Source organism: Soonwooa sp. T0.1_25 (genome assembly GCF_057652215.1).
In genome coordinates this window covers 106,585-126,223 of the sequence record NZ_JBYFBZ010000001.1, presented here as the reverse complement: position 1 = coordinate 126,223, position 19,639 = coordinate 106,585, and the positions used below count along the sequence as shown (strand labels likewise).

Here is a 19,639-nt window from a genome sequence, read left to right as displayed (position 1 = left end):
TACATGCTAAAACGAGTTTTAATAGCTGAAGATTTTGAATCGACCAATTTTTCATTACAAAAAATGTTGGAAGATTTTGGTATACCTCATGTTGATTTTGTGTATTATTGTGATGATGCACTTTCTAAAATTAGAATAGCAATTGAAAAAAAAGAAGCTTATGATCTCCTAATAACAGACCTTAATTTTGAAGAAGATCATTATATTCAAACTTTAAAAGGCGGTGAAGATCTGATAAAAGCTGCGAAAAAAATGCAACCAGAACTTAAGATTTTGGTTTTTTCAGCTAATGATAAATCTGGCGTTGTGGATCGATTGGTGAAGAATTATAATATCAATGCCTTTGTTAGAAAAGCAAGATCTGACTCAAAAAACCTGAAGCATGCTTTGGAAGCCATCCAGAATGATGAAAAATTCTTTTCAGAAGATGTGAAAAATTCTGTGCGAAAACTCAATACTTTTGAATTCAGCAATTATGATATTAGCGTGATTGATCTTTTAGCAAAAGGAATTAAAGTTAAAGACATCCCAGCCTATTTGGAAGAAAACCAGATAAAACCTTTTGGGTTAAGCAGTGTTGAGAAAAGAATTAGTCTTTTAAAAGATTCGTTAAATCTTCCGAACAATGCGCAATTGGTTGCTTTTTGCAAAGATTTAGGAATTATTTAAAAATAAACTCTGCTTTTACGGTTTACCGTATTTTTTACCGCCGAAAGTCTAGTAGTTTTGCTTTTAAGGAACGGCGTAATTTGTTTCTGACCAAAAACACACTTAAAATACACACACACTTTACATTTTTTGCGAAGAGGTCTATTTCGAAAGAACTAGACCTCTTTTTTATTGTTAAATGCGATACATTTCTGTGTGGGGAAGATTGTCTTCTAGGTATTTTTTGTCAGTTGCGATAAAACCAAAATCACTATAAAATTTTATCAAATAATCTTGTGCCGATATCCTGATACTTGATGTTTTGTAACGCGTCTCAATGCAGCTAATTGCATAAGCTATTAATGTGCGACCAAGCTTTAGACCGCGATATTCAGGATGTGTTAAGACGCGCCCAATACTGGTCTCGTCATATTTTATTCCTTTGTCAAAAACGCGACAATAAGCAACAACTTTGCCGTTGATTTCAGCCCAAATGTGCAAAGCATTTTGGTCCGTATCGTCGGTGTCTAGATAATAAGTCTTTTGTTCGACAATAAAAACCTCTTGTCTAGATTTCAAGATCGCATAGAGCTCATCTCTTGTAATTTCGCCAAATGCTTTAATTTTCCAAAGTATCATTAGTCGAAACGGATTTTATTTTTTTGTAAATATTGGTTGGTTTGTTCGATGTACTTTAGGATGTCGTCGCCGCCTTGTTTTTTTTCTGCTGATGTAATATACATTTGTGGCGCTTCTTCCCAAGTTTTAAGAAGTTCGTTTTCGTAGATCTCAACATTACGTTGTGTACCTCCAGGTTTCAGTTTGTCGGCCTTTGTAAAAACTATCGAAAACGGAATACCACTTTCGCCACACCATTGCATGAATTCTAGATCAATCTTTTGTGGTGTGTGACGTACATCAACCAACACAAAAAGATTCACCAAATTTTTACGATTAAGAATATAATTGGTAATAAGTTTTTCGAAATCCTTTCTTGTACTTTTCGACACTCTTGCATAACCATATCCTGGAAGATCGGTTAGATACCATTCTTCATTAATAAGAAAGTGGTTAATAAGCTGGGTTTTACCAGGCGTTTGAGACGTTTTTGCAAGATCTTTATGATTCATCATCGCATTAATAAGTGACGATTTTCCAACATTTGACCTTCCAATAAAAGCATATTCTGGAATTGTGGCCTCGGGACACTCTTGCCATTTTCCGCTACTTTTTACAAATTCCGCTGTTTTGATTAGCATAATCTATTAATTAAAAACCATTAAGATTTCGCGTTCTTAATGGTTTGTTATTATGTGTTTTACATGACTTTTTGTAACCAAGCGTAAAGAATTTCGTTGAATTCTTTTGGTTTTTCCATCATGGCTGCGTGACCGCATTTCTCAATCCAATATAGCTCCGAGTTAGGGATAAATTTGTGCATATCTTCTGCAACATCTGGTGGTGTCACATTATCTTGCTTTCCCCAAATAAGACAAGTTGGACAAGTTATTTTGGGAAGGTCATTCAACATATTATGTTTGATAGCACTTCTTGCCAGCATTACAGTTTTAATGCCCTTCATACGATCGTTAACGACACCAAAAACTTCGTCAACCAATTCATCAGTCGCAATATTAGGATCGTAAAAAACCTCTTCGGTTTTCTTTCTTATATAGTCTTTATCGCTTTTTCTTGGGAAACTATCACCGAATGTTCTTTCGTACAATCCAGAACTTCCTGTTAATACTAGATTTTTTACCAAATCTGGTCTAGCCAATGTTAGGATAAGTCCAACATGACCTCCCATGGAGTTTCCTACGATAGTTACAGGTTCTGAAATCTCTTGATCTTCGATAAATTTAATAACAAATTTTGCGATGGTCGTAAGATTAGTATTAAGAACGGGTAAGTCGTATATCGGTAATTCAGGTACAAAAACGTGGTAGCCTCTTTCTGAGAAGAAGTTAATAGTATCCTCAAAATTGCTAAGACCCCCCATTAATCCGTGTAAAAGAATCATTGGATGACCGCTACCAGCTTCGATGTAATTGAATTTTTTATTTTTCTTTTTGAATATCATAAAAGTGCTTCGCAAATAAGCTTTGCAAAAATACAAATAAAAGACAAAATTTTCTTTTAATACTGTCTTATTTCAAAAATATTAAAAATATTTAACGGAAAAAATCAATTTAGTCTATTTTTTATCAAATTATTAATGGATATATAGAAAAGCTTGGTTTTATCATAGTTTGAAGATTGTTTTTGTTATAAAGTGTTTAAAATCAAACTTTTAAATGTGTGATAAAAGCTGTTAAAAGTTATAAACATTAAGTAAAATTGTGGAGCAAAGTGGGAGAAAGTGGAAAAAAAATATATAAATTTGTCCCAAATGAATCATTTCATCGGAACATACGAGTGTAAAATTGATGACAAAGGCCGCATCAAACTTCCTTCTTCGCTGGCGAAGCAGTTGGAAGTATTTGGTGATCAGACGCTTATTGTTAAGCGTTCTGTGTTCAATGATTGTCTTGAAGTGTATCCTCAAAAAAACTGGGAACCTGTTATGAAGCAAGTGAACAGTCTCAACAGATTCGTTAAGAAAAATGTTGAGTTTATTCGAATTTTCACAGCGGGTGTTAAAGTTGTCGAACTTGACTCCAGTTCAAGGTTGCAAATTTCTAAAGATCTTGCGGTTTTTGCAAATCTTACGAAAGATATTGTGATTGCGAGTGCTGGCGAATTGTTCGAGGTTTGGGATAAGGAAGCTTATGAGGCAATTATTAATGCTGGCGCTGCAGATTTTGCAAACTTGGCAGAAGAAGTGATGGGAAATAATAATAATGACGATGTATCATAATCCTGTATTGTTAAATGATAGTGTAGATGCCTTGGTAACTAATCCCGATGGTATCTACGTGGATTGCACCTTTGGTGGTGGTGGGCATTCTCGTGAGATTTTGTCAAGGTTGTCTCCAGAAGGACGTTTGTTTTCTTTTGATCAAGATACGGATGCGTTAAAAAATGCTTTGGATGATTCTCGTTTTACATTAATTAATCAGAATTTCAGATTTCTAGAAAATTCGATGTTAATGTATGGTGTTCCTCAGGTTGATGGGATTTTAGCGGATTTGGGCGTTTCGTCACATCAGTTTGATGAAGCGGATCGTGGATTTTCGATTCGCAGCAATGCGCCTTTGGATATGCGAATGAATGTGATGCAAGCTCTTGACGCGAAGAAGGTTGTTAACGAATACGAAGAAGAGAAACTTGCTGACATCTTTTATTATTATGGAGAATTGCGTGAAGCGAGAAAGTTAGCGCGCCAAATTGTTCATCATCGTAAGAATCAATTAATTGAAACAACACAGGATCTGAAAGATATTTTCAGTTATATCCCTTCGCATAAGAGTAACAAATTTTTTGCACAAGTCTTCCAAGCGGTAAGAATTGAAGTGAATCAGGAGTTGGATGTGTTGAAGGAAATGTTGCTTCAGTCTTATAAAATTTTAAAACCAGAAGGTCGTTTGGTGGTGATTTCTTATCATTCTTTAGAAGATCGTTTGGTGAAGAGATTTTTGAAAAACGGAATGTTCGAAGGTGAGCCAGAACGTGATATTTATGGAAATTTTAAAAAGTCATTTGACTTGATAAAAACCAAAGCCATTATTCCTGATGATAAGGAGATTGAAGAAAATTCGCGTGCTAGAAGTGCGAAAATGAGAATAGGAAGTAAAATTTAATAAAGAGAAAATAAAAATTGGCTAGAAGAAACCTTAACCGTCCAAAGAAAAAATTAACCGTGATAGATATTATCAAGGGGAATTTTCTTAATCGTGATGAGGTTACAGTTCATTACAAATATTTCTTGATGGTATTCGGGTTGTTAATGGTGATGATCTACAGCAACCACTTGGTTGGTAAAAAAATAGAACGCGTTAACGAATTAAAAGAAGAAACGGAAGAATATAAATCTCGAAATGCCTACGCGCAAAGTAGATTGATCAAGATAAAATTAGAATCAGAATTAGGGAAAGAAATGTTGACAGACTCGCTAATGACCTTAGAAAGTCACCCGATGAAACTCCTTATAAAACTAGATAGCACAAATGTCAAAACAAAACAATGATTACGAAAAGAAGCGTTCCAAAGCGTTGAGATGGGGCTACCTTTTTGCATTGGTAGCTTTTGGTCTCTTTACGATATTTTTGGTTCGTATTCTTATTTTACAAAATACAAATGTTGAAGAGTTTCAGAACAACTATATCAACAAAAATTACCGCGAAGCAACGCTGAAAGCGGCGCGTGGAAATCTTTACGCAGCCGATGGTTCTATCTTGGCAACAACGGTGATGCGTTATGATATCTATTTGGATTTCAAAACGATGCGTGATACAATTTATCAAAATAACATTGGCGAATTGACAGATTCTTTAAGCTTAATGTTTGATAAACCAAGAAGTTATTTCCGTGCAAAATTTGACGAGCAGAAAAAGAAAAAAAATCAATATTATTCTTTAGTAAAAGGTCTTGACTTTGATGAATACGATAGAATCCGCAATTTTCCAATTTTTAAGAAAGGGAAAAACAAAGGTGGTTTTATTGTTGACAGAAATTATAAAAGAGAACTAGCAACAACGCAAATCGGCGCCGGAACAATTGGTGCTGACAACGAAAACGGAAAATCTGGTCTCGAAGGTGCTTTTAGTAAATATTTAACTGGCACGGACGGCAAACGTCTAGAGCAAAGAATCAACGCATCACAGTGGAAACCAATTGATTATTGGAAAGTTCAGGAGCCTGTTGATGGCGAAGATGTGTACACAACTTTAGATTTAAGAATTCAAGATATTGCACATACAGCTTTAGAAAATCAGTTGATTAATTTCGATGCGGATCATGGTTGTGTTGTCGTTATGGAAACACAAACTGGTAAAGTTCGTGCCATGGTCAACCTTCGTAGAACAGAACCTGGGATTTATGTTGATGCCTATAATTTTGCTGTAAAAGATGCGCAAGAGCCCGGATCTATCATTAAAACAATGTCAATTTTGGCGGCGATGGATGACGGATTTGTGGACGAAAATACCAAAGTTAATATCGGAAGTGGGAGCTGGACTTACGCGGGACAGTTAATTACAGACGGTCACGGTGGTGGAACTTACGACGTTAGTGATGTTCTTGCAAAATCGAGTAATGTTGGTGCTGCTAAAATTATTACTTCGCATTATGCTGATAAACCAGAAGTGTTTTTGGACCATTGGAGAAGATGGAAAATGTTTGATAAAATGGATATTGAACTTCCTGGTATTGCAAAACCTTCCATCCAAACACCAAAAAGTAAACGTTGGAACAAAGCGACTTTAGCGTCTTTGTCTTACGGTTATTCATCAAGTTTTAGTTTGTTGCAATTGACAACTTTTTACAATGGTGTTGCGAATCATGGCAAAATGGTAAAACCGCTTTTCATTGATAAAGTAATGAAAGATGGGAAAGTGTTGTACGAAGCAAAACCTGAAGTTTTGGTTAACAAAATGGCATCAGATAAAGCTATTAAAATGATGACCGATGCGCTGACAAAAGCAGTAGAAAAAGGAACGGCGAAAAGTATTTACACGCCAAATCTGAAAATCGCTGGTAAAACTGGTACAGCAAGATTCGAATATTGGAAGCCAGGTCCTAGAAAATATCAAGCTTCATTTGCAGGTTTTTATCCATCGGACAATCCAAAATATACATGTATTGTGATGATTAATCAGCCCGATACATCGAAAGGATTTTATGGTGGATCAGTTTCGGCGCCAGTTTTTAAAGAGATTGCTGGTAAAACATTTTTGAAAACGCCTCTTAATGTTGAAAAAGAATTGTTGGTAGAGCACAAGGTGAAACTTGACAAAATGATTGAACCTAACCGCAAAGTCTCTGTTGAGAATCGTCAAATGCCGAATGTTGTTGGGATGATTGGGAAAAATGCAATTCCACAATTAGAGAATTTGGGCTATCGCGTGGACTTCAAAGGTGTTGGTAAAATCATGGAGCAATTCCCGTCTGCGGGAGCAACAATTGGAAAAAATCAAAGAATATATCTGACTTTACAGAAATAAAGAATTGAAAATGAATTTAGAAAAATTATTAGCAAACATCACGGTTTTAGAAACTAAAGGAACTTTGGACAAAGAAGTTTCTGTGTTGGTTTTCGACAGTAGAAAAGCTGTTGAAAATGCTTTGTATGTTGCTATTAAAGGTGTGGTTGCAGATGGACATTCATTTATTAATTCAGCGATTGAGAAAGGTGCGAAGATTATCGTTTGCGAAGCTTTACCAGAAACGATTAATGAAAAAATTACTTATATTTTAGTTAAAGATTCGTCGAAAGCTTTAGGTCATTTGGCTTCAAATTTCTACGACAATCCTTCAAAAAAATTAAACTTAGTCGGTGTTACTGGAACTAATGGAAAAACTTCTGTAACAACTTTGTTATTTGATATTTTTAAAAATTTGGGTTATCCATCAGCGCTTATTTCGACGGTGGAATATCGTATTGCCGATGAGGTGATCCCAAGTACACATACAACGCCTGACGTTATTCGCCTTAACGAAATGTTGGCGAAAGCGGTTGACAAAGGCTGTGAATATGCTTTTATGGAAGTAAGTTCTCACGGCATTACGCAAGATCGTATCGAAGGTTTACATTTTAAAATTGCTGGTTTCACGAATATCACAAGAGATCATTTAGATTATCATAAAACTTTCGAGAACTATATTCAAGCCAAAAAGAGATTTTTTGATGAGTTAGAAGTTGGCGCAATTGCCATTACCAATGCTGATGACAAAAACGGAAGCGTGATGTTGCAAAATACCAAAGCGACAAAAAAATCTTTCGCGATGAAGACGATGGCAGATTTCCACGGAAAATTGTTGGAAGTGGATTTCAACGGGATGCTTTTAAATTTTAATGGAAAAGAATTTTGGACGACTTTATCAGGGAAGTTCAATGTATATAATTTGCTTTTAGCTTTTGGGATTGCGACAGAATTAGGAATGCAAGAAGATGAAATTTTACAAGCGATTTCAAAACTTCATCGTGTTAATGGTCGTTTCGAAACGATGAAATCCGATGGTGGAATATTCTTCGTGGTCGATTATGCGCATACGCCAGATGCTTTAGAAAATATTTTGGACAGCATTAACGAAATCAGAACTAAAAATGAAAGACTGATTTGTGTTTTTGGTTGTGGAGGTGATAGAGATCATGGCAAACGTCCTCAAATGGGGAAAATTGCAACACAGAAAGCAACTTTAGCGATTATCACTTCGGACAATCCAAGAACGGAAGATCCAAGTGCGATTATCAAAGAAATTGAAGCTGGGGTTGAGCCTCAGAATTTTAATAAATATGTTTCAATACCTGATCGTAAAGAAGCCATTAAAATGGCTATCAAGTTCTCAGAGCCAAAAGACATCATTTTGGTTGCGGGTAAAGGTCACGAAACGTATCAAGAAATAAATGGTGTTAAACATCATTTCGATGACAAAGAAGTCATCACAGAACTTTATAAATTAATGAGTAAGTAGAATTAAAAGATTTAAGAATTTAATTATTTAAAAACTATCAGATGACAAAAAATTTTGAAGAGTTTCCAGTTTATCAAAAGAGCTTGGACTTAGTTCAAAAGATTTTTGAATATGTTAAAAACGATAGTTTTAAGAATGAATTTGAATTCGTAAATCAAATAAAAAGAGCTGGAATATCGGTAGCAAACAATATCGCTGAAGGTTCAGAATATAATAGCAATAGACAATTCATTCGCTTTCTGAAGATATCTAAAGGAAGTTATGGAGAAGTAAGAAATATGATTTTTATAAGTAAAAAAGTGGGACTTGATGATGAGAATATTGGAGACGAAATCTTAGTATTATCAAAAGAAGTATCTTCTAATTTATCAAATTTTATAAAATATCTAAGTCAAAATATAGAAAAGAGAAATCTTTAAATTTTTAATTATTTAATCTTTAAATCAAGAAAATGTTATACTATCTAAACGAATATCTCATCAGTCATGGCATCCATATTCCGGGGATGAACTTGTTTCGATACATTTCGTTTCGAGCGGCGATGGCTGTGTTGTTTTCACTGATTATTGCTTTAGCATACGGTAAAAAAATCATCAATTATCTCCGTCAAAAACAAATGGGCGAGTTGGTGAGAGATTTAGGTTTAGCAGGTCAAAAACAAAAAGAAGGAACGCCAACAATGGGTGGTATCATCATTATTGTGGCGACGATTATTCCGGTGCTGTTGTTCACAAGGATTACAAACGTCTATATTGTTTTGTTGATTGTATCGGTGTTTTGGATGGGTGCGATTGGATTTTTGGACGATTATTTAAAAAAGATTAAAAAAAATAAAGACGGATTACAGGGAAAATTCAAAGTAATTGGACAAGTTGGTTTAGGCTTAATCGTTGGAGTAACAATGTATTTCCATCCAGATATCGAGGTTAAAAGAAAATATTCGGATGCAAAAGTTGTCAACCGTAACAATGTTGAAAAAAACTTTATGCCTGAGGAAAAAATCCCTGTTTCGACCGTTCCGTTTACAAAAAATAACGAATTCGACTACAGCGGTATTTTGTTTTGGATGAGTCCAAACGAAGCGCATGAATGGTCTTGGATTGTGTTTATCCCGATTGTTATTTTCATCGTAACAGCGGTATCTAACGGTGCTAATATCACCGACGGAATTGACGGTCTTGCGGCCGGAACCAGCGTCGTCATATTGTTGACTTTAGCGTTTTTTGCGTACTTGTCGGGTAACATCATTTTTGCAGATTATCTTAATATTATGTTCCTCCCGAATATGGGTGAAACTACGATTTTTGCGCTCGCATTGGTTGGTGCAGTTATCGGATTCTTCTGGTACAATACTTATCCGGCACAAGTATTCATGGGAGATACGGGAAGTTTGATGTTGGGCGGTGTGATTGCAGTTTTAGCAATTATTTTAAGAAAAGAATTACTAATCCCTGTGCTTTGCGGAATTTTCTTGGTAGAGAATCTTTCGGTGATGTTGCAGGTGGTTGTTTTTAAATATAGAAAAAGAAAATACGGTTTAGAATACGCTCAGAATAACCGTCTGTTTTTGATGTCGCCTTTGCATCATCATTATCAGAAAAAAGGTTACCACGAGAGCAAAATTGTAAACAGAGCAATTATTTTGGGAATGTTGTTGGCAATTATTTGTTTAATAACACTCAAAACTAGATAACAAATCTTGAGTATGAAAGTAGTTATTTTAGGAGGTGGCGAAAGTGGCGTTGGTGCTGCATTTTTAGCAAAGAAGAAAGGATTCGATGTTTTTCTTTCGGATATGGGCACGATTCGCGACAACTACAAAAACGAGTTAATAGACTTAGGCGTTGAGTTCGAAGAAGGTCAGCATACGGAAGAACGCATTCTTTCGGCGGATTGGGTGATCAAAAGTCCCGGAATTCCGAAAAAGGCGGACATCGTTTTTAAAATCAAAAACCAAGGCATTAGATTGTCTTCGGAGATAGAATTTGCTTCAGAATTTACTGACGCTAAAATCGTTGCGATTACAGGAAGTAATGGTAAAACAACGACGACTTCTTTAATTTATCATATTTTAAAAGAGGACGGTTTCAATGTAGGTTTGGGCGGTAACATCGGGAAAAGCTTTGCAAAACAAGTCGCGGAGGAAAATTTCGATTATTATGTTTTGGAAGTTTCTAGTTTTCAATTAGATGATATTCAAACATTTAGACCATATATTTCATTGTTATTGAATTTGTCAAAAGATCATCTCGACCAGTATAATTATGATTATGAAGAATATGCTTTAGCGAAATTCAGAATTACCGAAAACCAAGATCAGCAAAACTTTTTCATCTACAATAAAGATGATGAAATGAGCCAAAAGATTCTGGAAAAGCTTGATCTCAAAGTTAATAAAGTGCCTTTCTCGATGTCCGAAAAGTTGGATTATGGTGCTTATGCGACCGATTCTAATATTTTCGTGAATGTTGAAGAGCAGCATTTCGAAATGAAAATCGAAGAGCTTTCTTTAATGGGAAAACATAATGTTGCCAACAGTCTTGCCGCAAGTATTGCTGGTAAATTATTGAATATCAGTAATGAAAGCATTCGTAATTTTTTAATGACTTTCCAAGCGGTTGAGCATAGATTGGAGAATGTTGCTGAAGTCCACGGTGTAAGATACATCAACGATAGCAAGGCGACCAATGTTAATGCGACTTATTTCGCTTTAGAAAGTATGAAGCAGCCGACGATTTGGATTGTTGGCGGAAAAGATAAAGGCAACGACTACACCGAAATTGAAGAATTGGTGAAGAAAAAAGTGAAAGCTATTGTTTGTCTTGGTATTGACAATCAAAAGATTATCGACTTTTTTAAAAATGATAAAGAACAAATCTATGACACATCGAGTATGGAAGATGCTGTTAAAATTTGTTCGCAATTAGCAGAAGAAGGTGATACGGTTTTGTTGTCTCCTTGTTGTGCAAGTTTTGATTTGTTCAATGGTTACGAAGATCGCGGGAACAAATTCAAGGCGGAAGTTTTGAAATTAATTAAGTAAAAGAAGCAGAAAAACGGAAGATGGAAAACCAAACGACAGATAATAAATTCGAATTACTAAAGGGCGACAAAGTCCTTTGGATGGTTATCATTTTGATATCCTTTCTGTCGATATTTCCTGTTTATTCGGCAAGTTCAAACCTAGAATATATCGCGAATAACGGTACAACAACCTCACACGTTCTTAAGCACATGATTTTCCTTGTGATAGGTTTAGGAATTATGCGCGGTATTGGCGCCATCAAATACGAATATATTGGTAAACTAAGTTCGATCTTGTTGGCGATTACTGTCGGATTATTGGTGGTTACGATGTTTACAGGACAGACTATTGACGGGGCGAGTGCGTCGCGTTGGTTGAAGATTCCGGGGACACCGATTTCGTTCCAGCCGTCGTCGTTTGCATATTTAATGTTAATCATTTATCTGTGTAGATATTTAACAAAGAAAATAGCGAGAGAGCGTTTACCTATCGAAAATGTCATGTACATTTTCGGACCAATTTTATTGGTTTTTGGTTTGGTTGCAAAAGATAACGGATCTACGGGTTTAATGATTTTAATAGTGTCCATCGCGGTTTTGGTCTTTGGACAATTGCATTGGAAGTACATTGCAGGTTTTATCTCGGTGTCAGTTATTGGAGTTATTATGTTTTTGTTGGTGGCATTAAATACTAACATCATCAACAATAACCGCGTACACACGTGGATGAGCCGTATCGAAACCTTTACAAATGCTAGAAAGAATGCTGATGTCGAAGATGAGTCTTTAAAGGCGAAAAACTACCAAGTCATGCAAGCGAAAGCAGCGATTGTTCACGGTGGATTTTATGGTATCGGACCAGGAAAAAGTGCTTTAAAACAAACGCTTCCACAATCGGTTTCGGATTTTATTTTCGCAATTATTGTTGAAGAATATGGTTGGATTGGGGCTTTTGTATTGATAAGTCTTTACATGATTATGATGATTAGAATTGTCATGATTGCGAGTAAAATGCCGGCATTTTTTGGTTCCTTATTGGTGCTCGCCATTGGATTAATGATTTTTGTGCAATTGGGTGTTAATATCGCGGTTGCAGTTAACCTAATTCCAGTTACAGGACAGCCTTTACCGCTGATAAGTTATGGTGGTACGTCGATGTTGGTGACTTACATTCAGTTGGGGATTATTTTAAGTATTAGTTCTCGAATCCAAGTTTATGACGAGGAAGGTATGGGCAAAAAACAAACGATAGAGGAGATTAACGATATCGCATAAAACAAAAAGAGTCCCAAGGGGACGGTTTAACAGAGAATAGGACGAAGTCCTATTAAAAGGAATAATAATTAAAGTCCCAAAGGGACGACTTAATAAAGAATAGGACAAAGTCCTATGTGAATAAATATTAGCAAATGAACAAATTAAAAGTTTTATTATCAGGTGGCGGAACAGGAGGACACATCTTCCCAGCTATCGCTATTGCTGATGAAATCAGAAAAAGATTTCCAGAAGCTGAGTTTTTGTTCATTGGTGCAAACGGCAAAATGGAAATGGAAAAAGTTCCCAATGCAGGTTACAAGATCGAAGGTCTTAACATTGCAGGAATTGACCGTGGTAATATTTTGTCAAATTTCAAATTGCCATTCAAGCTTTTGTCAAGTTTATCAAAAGCAAAAAGAATAATAAAGGAATTTCGTCCAGATGTAGCAATTGGGACGGGAGGATTTGCAAGTGGACCAGCTTTGTGGGCAGCTTCTAAATTGGGTGTTCCAACTTTTATTCAAGAGCAAAATGCCTATCCAGGAGTTACCAACAAGTTATTGAGTAAAAAAGCAAAAGCGGTTTTCACAGCTTATCCTAATATGGAAAAAGATTTTCCGAAGACGAAAGTTATCTTTTCTGGAAATCCGATTAGACAAAATATCGTAACAGATATGTTGGATTCTAAAACTGCTAAAGAACAACTTGGCTTGGATGCTGATAAATTGTGCATTTTGTCTGTTGGTGGTTCTTTAGGTTCTCGAACTTTAAATAATGCTTGGATGGATAATCTTGTAGAATTCGGTAATGAAAATATGCAGCTTATCTGGCAAACAGGAAAGACAGATTATAAAAATTTAGTTGAAGAATTGACTAACAACCAACAATCGACAACAAGCAACCAGATTCAAATAAAAGAATTCGTTTACGAAATGCCATTAGCGTATTCTGCGGCGGATGTGATTGTATCGAGAGCTGGAGCGATTGCAATTTCCGAATTGTCAGTTGCTGGCAAACCTGTGTTATTGGTGCCTTTCCCTTTTGCTGCGGAAGATCATCAGACTAAAAACGCACTCAATTTGGTTGAAAAAAATGCAGCAAAAATGGTAAAAGATTCAGAGATGAAGGACTTGTTTTGGCCAACATTAATGGGTATTTGCAAGGATGAAAATCTAAGAGCAGAGATGTCCAAAAATATCAAAACTTTTGCAAAACCAAACGCAACGGTTGAGATTGTTGATGAGATTTTAAAAACAATTAAAAAATAGTCTTCGGACAAAATATAAAATGAACTATCTAAATACATTCAAGCATTTCTATTTCATCGGTATCGGCGGTATCGGGATGAGTGCTTTGGCGAGATATTTCCACGCTTCAGGTCGCGAGGTTTTGGGTTATGATAAAACCAATACCAAGTTGACAACGCAACTAATGGCAGAGGGAATTGACATCACTTTCGAAGATAAAATTGATGACAAAATAAAAGCTTTGTCGCCACAAGATACGTTGGTGATTTATACACCAGCAATTAAGACTTTAGGTATTTTAGATTATTTTGATGAGGAAGGTTTCACGATTCAGAAGCGTGCAAAAGTTCTTGGATTGGTAACCGAAGATACGCAGTGTATAGCCGTTGCGGGTACGCACGGGAAGACGACAACTTCGACACTTATTTCGCATTTGTGCAAAGAAGCCAACTTGCCATTTTCTGCTTTCTTAGGCGGAATTTCAGAGAATTTTAAATCGAATTTTCTCTACAACGGTAACGAACTTTCTGTAGTTGAAGCCGACGAATACGACAGAAGTTTCCTAAATCTTTCACCAGATTGGGCGGTTGTAACTTCGACGGACGCTGACCATTTGGATATCTATGGCGATAAAAACCACATTGAAGAAGGTTTTCGTGCATTTGCAGCTTTGGTGCCAGATGACAAACAACTTTTTGTGAGAAAAGGTTTGGAGATTGGTCGTCCACATGTGACTTATGCGGTTAACGAAGAAGCCGATTATTACTCGAATAATTTGAGAATGGATCATGACAAAATTTATTTTGACTTCCATACGCCGACAGAGACGATTAAAGATTTCGTTTGGGAAATTCCGGGCATCCACAACGTTGAAAATGCAACGGTTTCTTTAGCGATTTTAAATAAAATGGGTGTTGATTTTGACACGCTTAAAAAAGCAATTGCAAACTTTAAAGGAATTAAAAGACGTTACACCAAACATATTTTTGACAACGGAAAAATATACATCGACGACTACGCACACCATCCAACTGAACTGAATGCTGTGATTGGTTCGATCAAAACTTTCTATCCAAATAAGAAATTGTTGATTGCGTTTCAGCCGCACTTGTTTAGTAGAACGCGCGATTTTGCTGATGATTTTGCGAAAAGTATTGCAAAAGGAGATGATTTGTTATTGTTAGATATTTATCCTGCACGCGAACTTCAGGAGAATTATCAAGGCGTAACATCAGCTTGGTTATTGGACAAAGTGGATGCCGAAAACAAAGAAGTCGTGACTTTAACCGAAAGTTTAGAAAAGATTAAATCTAAGGATTTCGACATTTTGTTGACCGTTGGAGCTGGTAATATTGATACACTTTATGACCCAATTATGGAGTGGTTGCCAACGATTTAGTAGGATTAAATTTAAAAATAAATAGAGACGACTTTTTGAATTGTACAGTAAATAATGAAGAATAAATACAGAATATTAAAAATTTTAGTAACCGTAGGAATATTGGTGTTCTTGCTGAGTTTCTCTTTGAAACGTTTCAGCGAAAAGCCAGTTTCTGAACCTAAAGTTAAGCTTAACCAAACAGCGCCTTCTGTATATTTTATTTCAGAAAAAGAAGTTTCGGAATTGATTAAAAAAAATAATCCCGAGAACAAAATTGGGACTTTGGATATTCCCAAGTTAGAGAAGAAACTCAATGACAACGACTTTGTAGACAGCGCTAATGTCTATTTAGATCTTAACGGAACTTTAAATATCGATGTTAAACAAAGAGTGCCTGTTTTTAGACTTCAAAAAGGAGGAAAAGATTCTTATGTGGATGCTAATGGTGTAGAATTTCCGATTTCTAGAAATTACTCGTTCCCATGTTTGTTGGTCTCGGGTGATGTTAAAAAAGAAGAATACCAAGCTTTAGGAAATCTGGTCTACAAAATCAACAAAGATGATTTTAGTAAAAAATACTTCATCGGAATTTCAAAATACAAAGGTGATTATAGCTTGTTAACCAGCGAAGGCAATTACAAAGTTGAGATTGGTGATCTCAATAATATTGATTTTAAGGTAAAAGGTTTTAAAACTTTTGTTGAGAAATACATGATTTATCAAAATCCAGAAAAATATAAAAAAATTTCTGTAAAGTACGAAAATCAAATTGTAACAACACTTAATCCTTATTTTAAGGAAAATGATAGCGTCTTAAAAGCGCAGCAAAAAGCTTTAGAAAAACCTCTGGCAAAAGCGGCTAGCAAAGAAGATGCTAATAAAACTGAAAAGAAACCAACTGTAACAACAGCAAGCAAACCAAAGTCGCAAGAAAAGGATAAAGCTGAACCTAAAAAACAAGAAAAGCCAAAGACAACGGCTAAACAGGATAAACCAAAAACACAACAAAGCGCTTCTCCTAAAAAAGAAAGTGCAAAGAAAAAAACAAAAATAGTAGTAGAATAAAAAAATCAAATCGAGCATAAAATGGAAAACCACGAGTATTCAGTAGGTCTGGACATTGGGACAACAAAGATTGTCGCCATTGTTGGTAGACGCAACGATCGAGGCAAGATCGAGGTCCTCGGCGTAGGAAAAGCAAAAAGTCTCGGCGTACACAAAGGGATTGTTAACAATATTGCGCAAACGATTAGCTCAATCAAAGCAGCAGTAGAACAAGCGGAATCTAGCGCAGGTGTTAGCATTAGAAAAGTGACAGTTGGGATTGCGGGTAAGCATATCCGTTCATTACAACATTCGGATTATATCATGCGAGAGCATCCGGATAAGTACATTACAGATGAAGACATCGAAGCACTTAAAGATCAAGTGCGCAAGTTAGTGATGTTGCCAGGTGAAGAGATCATCCATGTTCTTCCACAGGATTACAAAGTTGATTCGGAAGGTGAGATCCAGGAACCAATCGGTATGCATGGTAAACGTCTAGAGGCTAACTTCCACGTCGTAGTTGGGCAGATGGGTTCTATCCGTAATATCGTAAGATGCGTTCGCGAAGCTGGTCTAGATATGGAAGCTTTGACTTTGGAGCCATTGGCATCGTCAGAGTCTGTTTTAACTAAAGAAGAAAAAGAAGCTGGTGTCGCAATTGTTGACATCGGTGGTGGTACAACAGATATCGCTATTTTTAAAGATAATATCATCCGTCACACATGTGTTATTCCTTACGGTGGAGGGATTATCACAGACGACATCAAAGAAGGATGTTCTATTATCGAAAAACATGCAGAACAACTGAAAGTTAAATTCGGTTCTGCTGTTCCAGAATTAGAAAAAGACAGTACCTATGTAACCATTCCTGGTTTGCATGGTCGTCCAGATAAAGAGATCTCATTAAAATCTTTGGCGCAAATTATCAATGCGCGTATCGAAGAGGTTTTAGAAATGGTGAATACCGAACTAAAAGCTTACGGTGCATTCGAGCAAAAGAAAAAATTGATTGCAGGTATCGTGTTAACTGGTGGTGGGTCTAACCTAAAACACCTAAGACAACTTGCAAATTATATGACAGGATTCGACTCAAGAATTGGTTTCTCTAACGAATATGTTAGCAATGACAAGAGTCAACAATTAAAAGGTCCAGAATATGCGACATCCATCGGATTGTTGATGGAAAGTCTTAAGATTCGTGATAAGAGCGAAGTTAATTATGCACAAGAAGAAGTTGTAGAAGTTAAAAATACAGTAACAGAAGTTGACACAACTAATACCGTAACAGAGAAAGAAGCCGAAGCTCAAGTTGAAAAACAGATCGTTGAAGCAACTAAGCAAAAAGGTGGTCGATTAACTTTTGGACAATCGATTTTAGAAAAAGTAAAAAAATTCTTCGAAGAAGTAGAATAAATTTTGAAGCGAAAAAGCTATTTTTAAATAGTGGACAAGCGGAACATATTATAAAATGACAACAATGGAAAATACAAATAGCAACCAAGGATTTTCATTTGACCTACCAAAAGGCAACTCTGCGATCATCAAAGTTATTGGTGTTGGTGGCGGTGGAAATAATGCACTTAAGCATATGTACGAAAAAGGAATCTACGGTGTAGATTTCGTGATTTGCAATACAGATGCTCAAACTTTAGATAACAACCCGGTAGCTAACAAAGTACAATTGGGGATTACAATGACCGAAGGTCTTGGCGCAGGCGCTGATCCAGAGGTTGGCGAAAAAGCGGCCATCGAGAGTATCGACGAGATCAAAGCAGCAATGGGACAGAATACCAAAATGGTTTTCATCACAGCTGGTATGGGCGGTGGTACAGGTACAGGAGCTGCACCAGTTATCGCAAAAGTAGCAAAAGAGATGGGGATCTTGACTGTAGGTATCGTAACTGTACCTTTCAGTTTTGAAGGCAGAAGACGTCTCGATCAAGCAGAATTAGGTTTAGAAAAACTTAGAAATAATGTTGACTCACTTATTGTGATTAACAATGATAAATTAAGACAACAATTCGGGAACTTAGGTTTTAAATCTGGATTCTCAAAAGCCGATGAAGTGTTGACAAACGCTGCGAAAGGTATGGCAGAAGTTATTACGGGTTACTTCGATGTTAACATTGACTTCCGTGATGCGAAATCTGTACTGCAGAACTCTGGTACAGCTTTGATGTCAACGGGTACAGCACAAGGCGAAAACAAAGCCGAAGAAGCTGTTAAAAAAGCTTTAGATTCTCCGTTATTAAACGATAACAAAATCACTGGTGCGAAAAACGTTCTACTTCTTATCCGTTCTGGTAACGAAGAAGCAACAATGGACGAAATCGGTATCATCAACGACTATATCCAAAGAGAAGCTGGTAACACGGCGGACATTATTTTTGGAGTTGGTTCGGACGAAGAATTGGGCGATGCAATCAGCGTATTGGTTATTGCAACAGGTTTTTCTAAAGATGATGTTAGACAAACTAATGTTAAAGAAACGATCCAGAAGATCGACTTGTTCGCAGATAGAGATCAATCTATACCAAGACGTACGGATTCTCCTTTCAAAACCAGAGCTGAAAGAGATGCTGAAGGCGGCTTAGAAAATCGCGGAAAAAATGTTTTCCGTCTAGAAGATGATGAGGATTTTTCAACTCCCAATTTTCCAACTAATACCTTCGCGGGAACTGCTGTAGAAAAAGTTCCACAAGAAGTTAAGTTTTTCGAAAAAGAAGAATCCGAAAGCTTCAATCAAAATTGGGAGCGAGACGAAGCACCTCAAGAATTCAACCTTTTTAATTATGATGAAGAGGAAGAATTTAATCATAATGAAGACCTAGAAGCGGAAGCTTTTACGTTTGAGGTGGAACATAAAGTTAATGACCAACAAAATATCCAAATCTCTGATGAGGAAAAACCTGTTGAAATTAACTTCGTAATCAACGAGCCGATCAACGAAGAATCGATGTTTGTACACAAAGAGGAAGAAGTTGAGCCGATTATTAATAAAGTAGAAGAAGTTAAAGAAGATTTTAACCCAGTTTTCGAAACTAAAATTGAGGAAGAAATCCAGGTTCCAAAACCGGATATGCTTTACAATCGTCCTGCGGTTAACGAGCCAAAACCAGTAGAAAATTCATTGGAAAAAATCATTGAAAAACCTGTGGTAGAGGAGAAAGTTGATGAGTCAGAATTTACGTTTATCAATAAGTCAACCGAGTCTAACAAGATTCAGGAGAGAAGAAATAAACTTAAAGAATTCAATTCTCGTTATCAAAAATTTGATCACGTTGAAGAGTTTGAAAGCATCCCAGCATTCAAAAGAAAAAATATTGACATCGATAGCAATAGCGCATCAGATAGCAATATCAATAACTTTTTGAGTGACAACAACGGAAGAGTTCAACTTCGCGAAAACAAGTTTTTGAACAAAGACGTAGACTAAATAATATAACAATGTAAAAATGTAGCA

18 protein-coding genes are annotated in these 19,639 nt (G+C 36.2%); 15 read left to right on the top strand and 3 right to left on the bottom strand.

Features of this window, described 5'->3' with window-relative positions; genetic code table 11:
* Positions 1-3 precede the first annotated feature (3 nt).
* A complete protein-coding gene (locus AC23MB_RS00580; protein ID WP_487786273.1) occupies positions 4-669 on the top strand; it encodes a response regulator in 666 nt (221 codons plus the stop codon).
* Between the two features lie 174 nt (positions 670-843).
* Here the strand turns inward: AC23MB_RS00580 and AC23MB_RS00575 are convergent, their stop codons facing one another.
* From AC23MB_RS00575 to AC23MB_RS00565, 3 genes are read right to left on the bottom strand one after another with little or no spacing between them, the layout of a single operon-like run.
* A complete protein-coding gene (locus AC23MB_RS00575) occupies positions 844-1,287 on the bottom strand; it encodes a GNAT family N-acetyltransferase (RefSeq protein WP_313215504.1) in 444 nt (147 codons plus the stop codon).
* On the bottom strand, positions 1,287-1,907 hold the full coding sequence (yihA, locus tag AC23MB_RS00570) for a ribosome biogenesis GTP-binding protein YihA/YsxC (RefSeq protein ID WP_313215506.1): 621 nt from the start codon (positions 1,905-1,907) through the stop codon (positions 1,287-1,289). Before yihA ends, AC23MB_RS00575 begins: the two co-directional genes overlap by 1 nt.
* Before the next feature lie 59 nt (positions 1,908-1,966).
* Positions 1,967-2,728: an alpha/beta fold hydrolase gene (locus AC23MB_RS00565; protein WP_487786272.1), complete on the bottom strand. Its 762-nt coding sequence runs from the start codon at positions 2,726-2,728 to the stop codon at positions 1,967-1,969.
* A gap of 309 nt (positions 2,729-3,037) precedes the next feature.
* Between AC23MB_RS00565 and AC23MB_RS00560 the strand changes: the two genes are divergently transcribed.
* The 14 genes from AC23MB_RS00560 (at position 3,038) to ftsZ (ending at position 19,612) form a co-directional block, all read left to right on the top strand.
* Positions 3,038-3,505 (top strand): division/cell wall cluster transcriptional repressor MraZ, encoded by a 468-nt coding sequence (locus tag AC23MB_RS00560; RefSeq protein ID WP_079667606.1) that lies wholly within the window; start codon positions 3,038-3,040, stop codon positions 3,503-3,505.
* Positions 3,495-4,388: a 16S rRNA (cytosine(1402)-N(4))-methyltransferase RsmH gene (gene rsmH / locus AC23MB_RS00555; protein ID WP_487786271.1), complete on the top strand. Its 894-nt coding sequence runs from the start codon at positions 3,495-3,497 to the stop codon at positions 4,386-4,388. Before AC23MB_RS00560 ends, rsmH begins: the two co-directional genes overlap by 11 nt.
* 17 nt (positions 4,389-4,405) lie before the next feature.
* A complete protein-coding gene (locus tag AC23MB_RS00550) occupies positions 4,406-4,774 on the top strand; it encodes an FtsL-like putative cell division protein (protein WP_313215512.1) in 369 nt (122 codons plus the stop codon).
* Positions 4,755-6,749, top strand: coding sequence for a penicillin-binding transpeptidase domain-containing protein (locus tag AC23MB_RS00545; protein WP_313215514.1), 1,995 nt, complete (start codon positions 4,755-4,757; stop codon positions 6,747-6,749). Before AC23MB_RS00550 ends, AC23MB_RS00545 begins: the two co-directional genes overlap by 20 nt.
* A gap of 10 nt (positions 6,750-6,759) precedes the next feature.
* Positions 6,760-8,220: a UDP-N-acetylmuramoyl-L-alanyl-D-glutamate--2,6-diaminopimelate ligase gene (locus tag AC23MB_RS00540; RefSeq protein ID WP_313028485.1), complete on the top strand. Its 1,461-nt coding sequence runs from the start codon at positions 6,760-6,762 to the stop codon at positions 8,218-8,220.
* Between the two features lie 41 nt (positions 8,221-8,261).
* Complete coding sequence (locus tag AC23MB_RS00535; protein ID WP_312321909.1) at positions 8,262-8,639, top strand: four helix bundle protein; 378 nt, start codon at positions 8,262-8,264, stop codon at positions 8,637-8,639.
* A gap of 32 nt (positions 8,640-8,671) precedes the next feature.
* Positions 8,672-9,913: a phospho-N-acetylmuramoyl-pentapeptide-transferase gene (gene mraY, locus AC23MB_RS00530; protein ID WP_313028486.1), complete on the top strand. Its 1,242-nt coding sequence runs from the start codon at positions 8,672-8,674 to the stop codon at positions 9,911-9,913.
* A gap of 12 nt (positions 9,914-9,925) precedes the next feature.
* Complete coding sequence (murD, locus tag AC23MB_RS00525) at positions 9,926-11,263, top strand: UDP-N-acetylmuramoyl-L-alanine--D-glutamate ligase (protein WP_487786270.1); 1,338 nt, start codon at positions 9,926-9,928, stop codon at positions 11,261-11,263.
* Positions 11,264-11,283: 20 nt separating this feature from the next.
* Entirely contained in the window at positions 11,284-12,519 is a 1,236-nt protein-coding gene (locus AC23MB_RS00520; protein ID WP_313028487.1) for an FtsW/RodA/SpoVE family cell cycle protein, read from the top strand.
* A gap of 134 nt (positions 12,520-12,653) precedes the next feature.
* A complete protein-coding gene (gene murG, locus AC23MB_RS00515; protein WP_313028488.1) occupies positions 12,654-13,769 on the top strand; it encodes an undecaprenyldiphospho-muramoylpentapeptide beta-N-acetylglucosaminyltransferase in 1,116 nt (371 codons plus the stop codon).
* A 19-nt stretch (positions 13,770-13,788) separates the two neighbouring features.
* Entirely contained in the window at positions 13,789-15,147 is a 1,359-nt protein-coding gene (murC, locus tag AC23MB_RS00510; protein ID WP_313028490.1) for a UDP-N-acetylmuramate--L-alanine ligase, read from the top strand.
* Between the two features lie 54 nt (positions 15,148-15,201).
* Positions 15,202-16,194 carry a cell division protein FtsQ/DivIB gene (locus AC23MB_RS00505; RefSeq protein ID WP_313028491.1) on the top strand — a complete coding sequence of 331 codons (993 nt, stop codon included), beginning with the start codon at positions 15,202-15,204 and terminating at the stop codon, positions 16,192-16,194.
* A gap of 21 nt (positions 16,195-16,215) precedes the next feature.
* The gene (gene ftsA / locus AC23MB_RS00500; RefSeq protein ID WP_313028493.1) at positions 16,216-17,589 is read left to right on the top strand and encodes a cell division protein FtsA; all 1,374 of its coding nucleotides are present in this window, start codon (positions 16,216-16,218) and stop codon (positions 17,587-17,589) included.
* A 64-nt stretch (positions 17,590-17,653) separates the two neighbouring features.
* Positions 17,654-19,612 (top strand): cell division protein FtsZ, encoded by a 1,959-nt coding sequence (ftsZ, locus tag AC23MB_RS00495; protein WP_487786269.1) that lies wholly within the window; start codon positions 17,654-17,656, stop codon positions 19,610-19,612.
* The last annotated feature ends 27 nt before the right edge of the window (positions 19,613-19,639 follow it).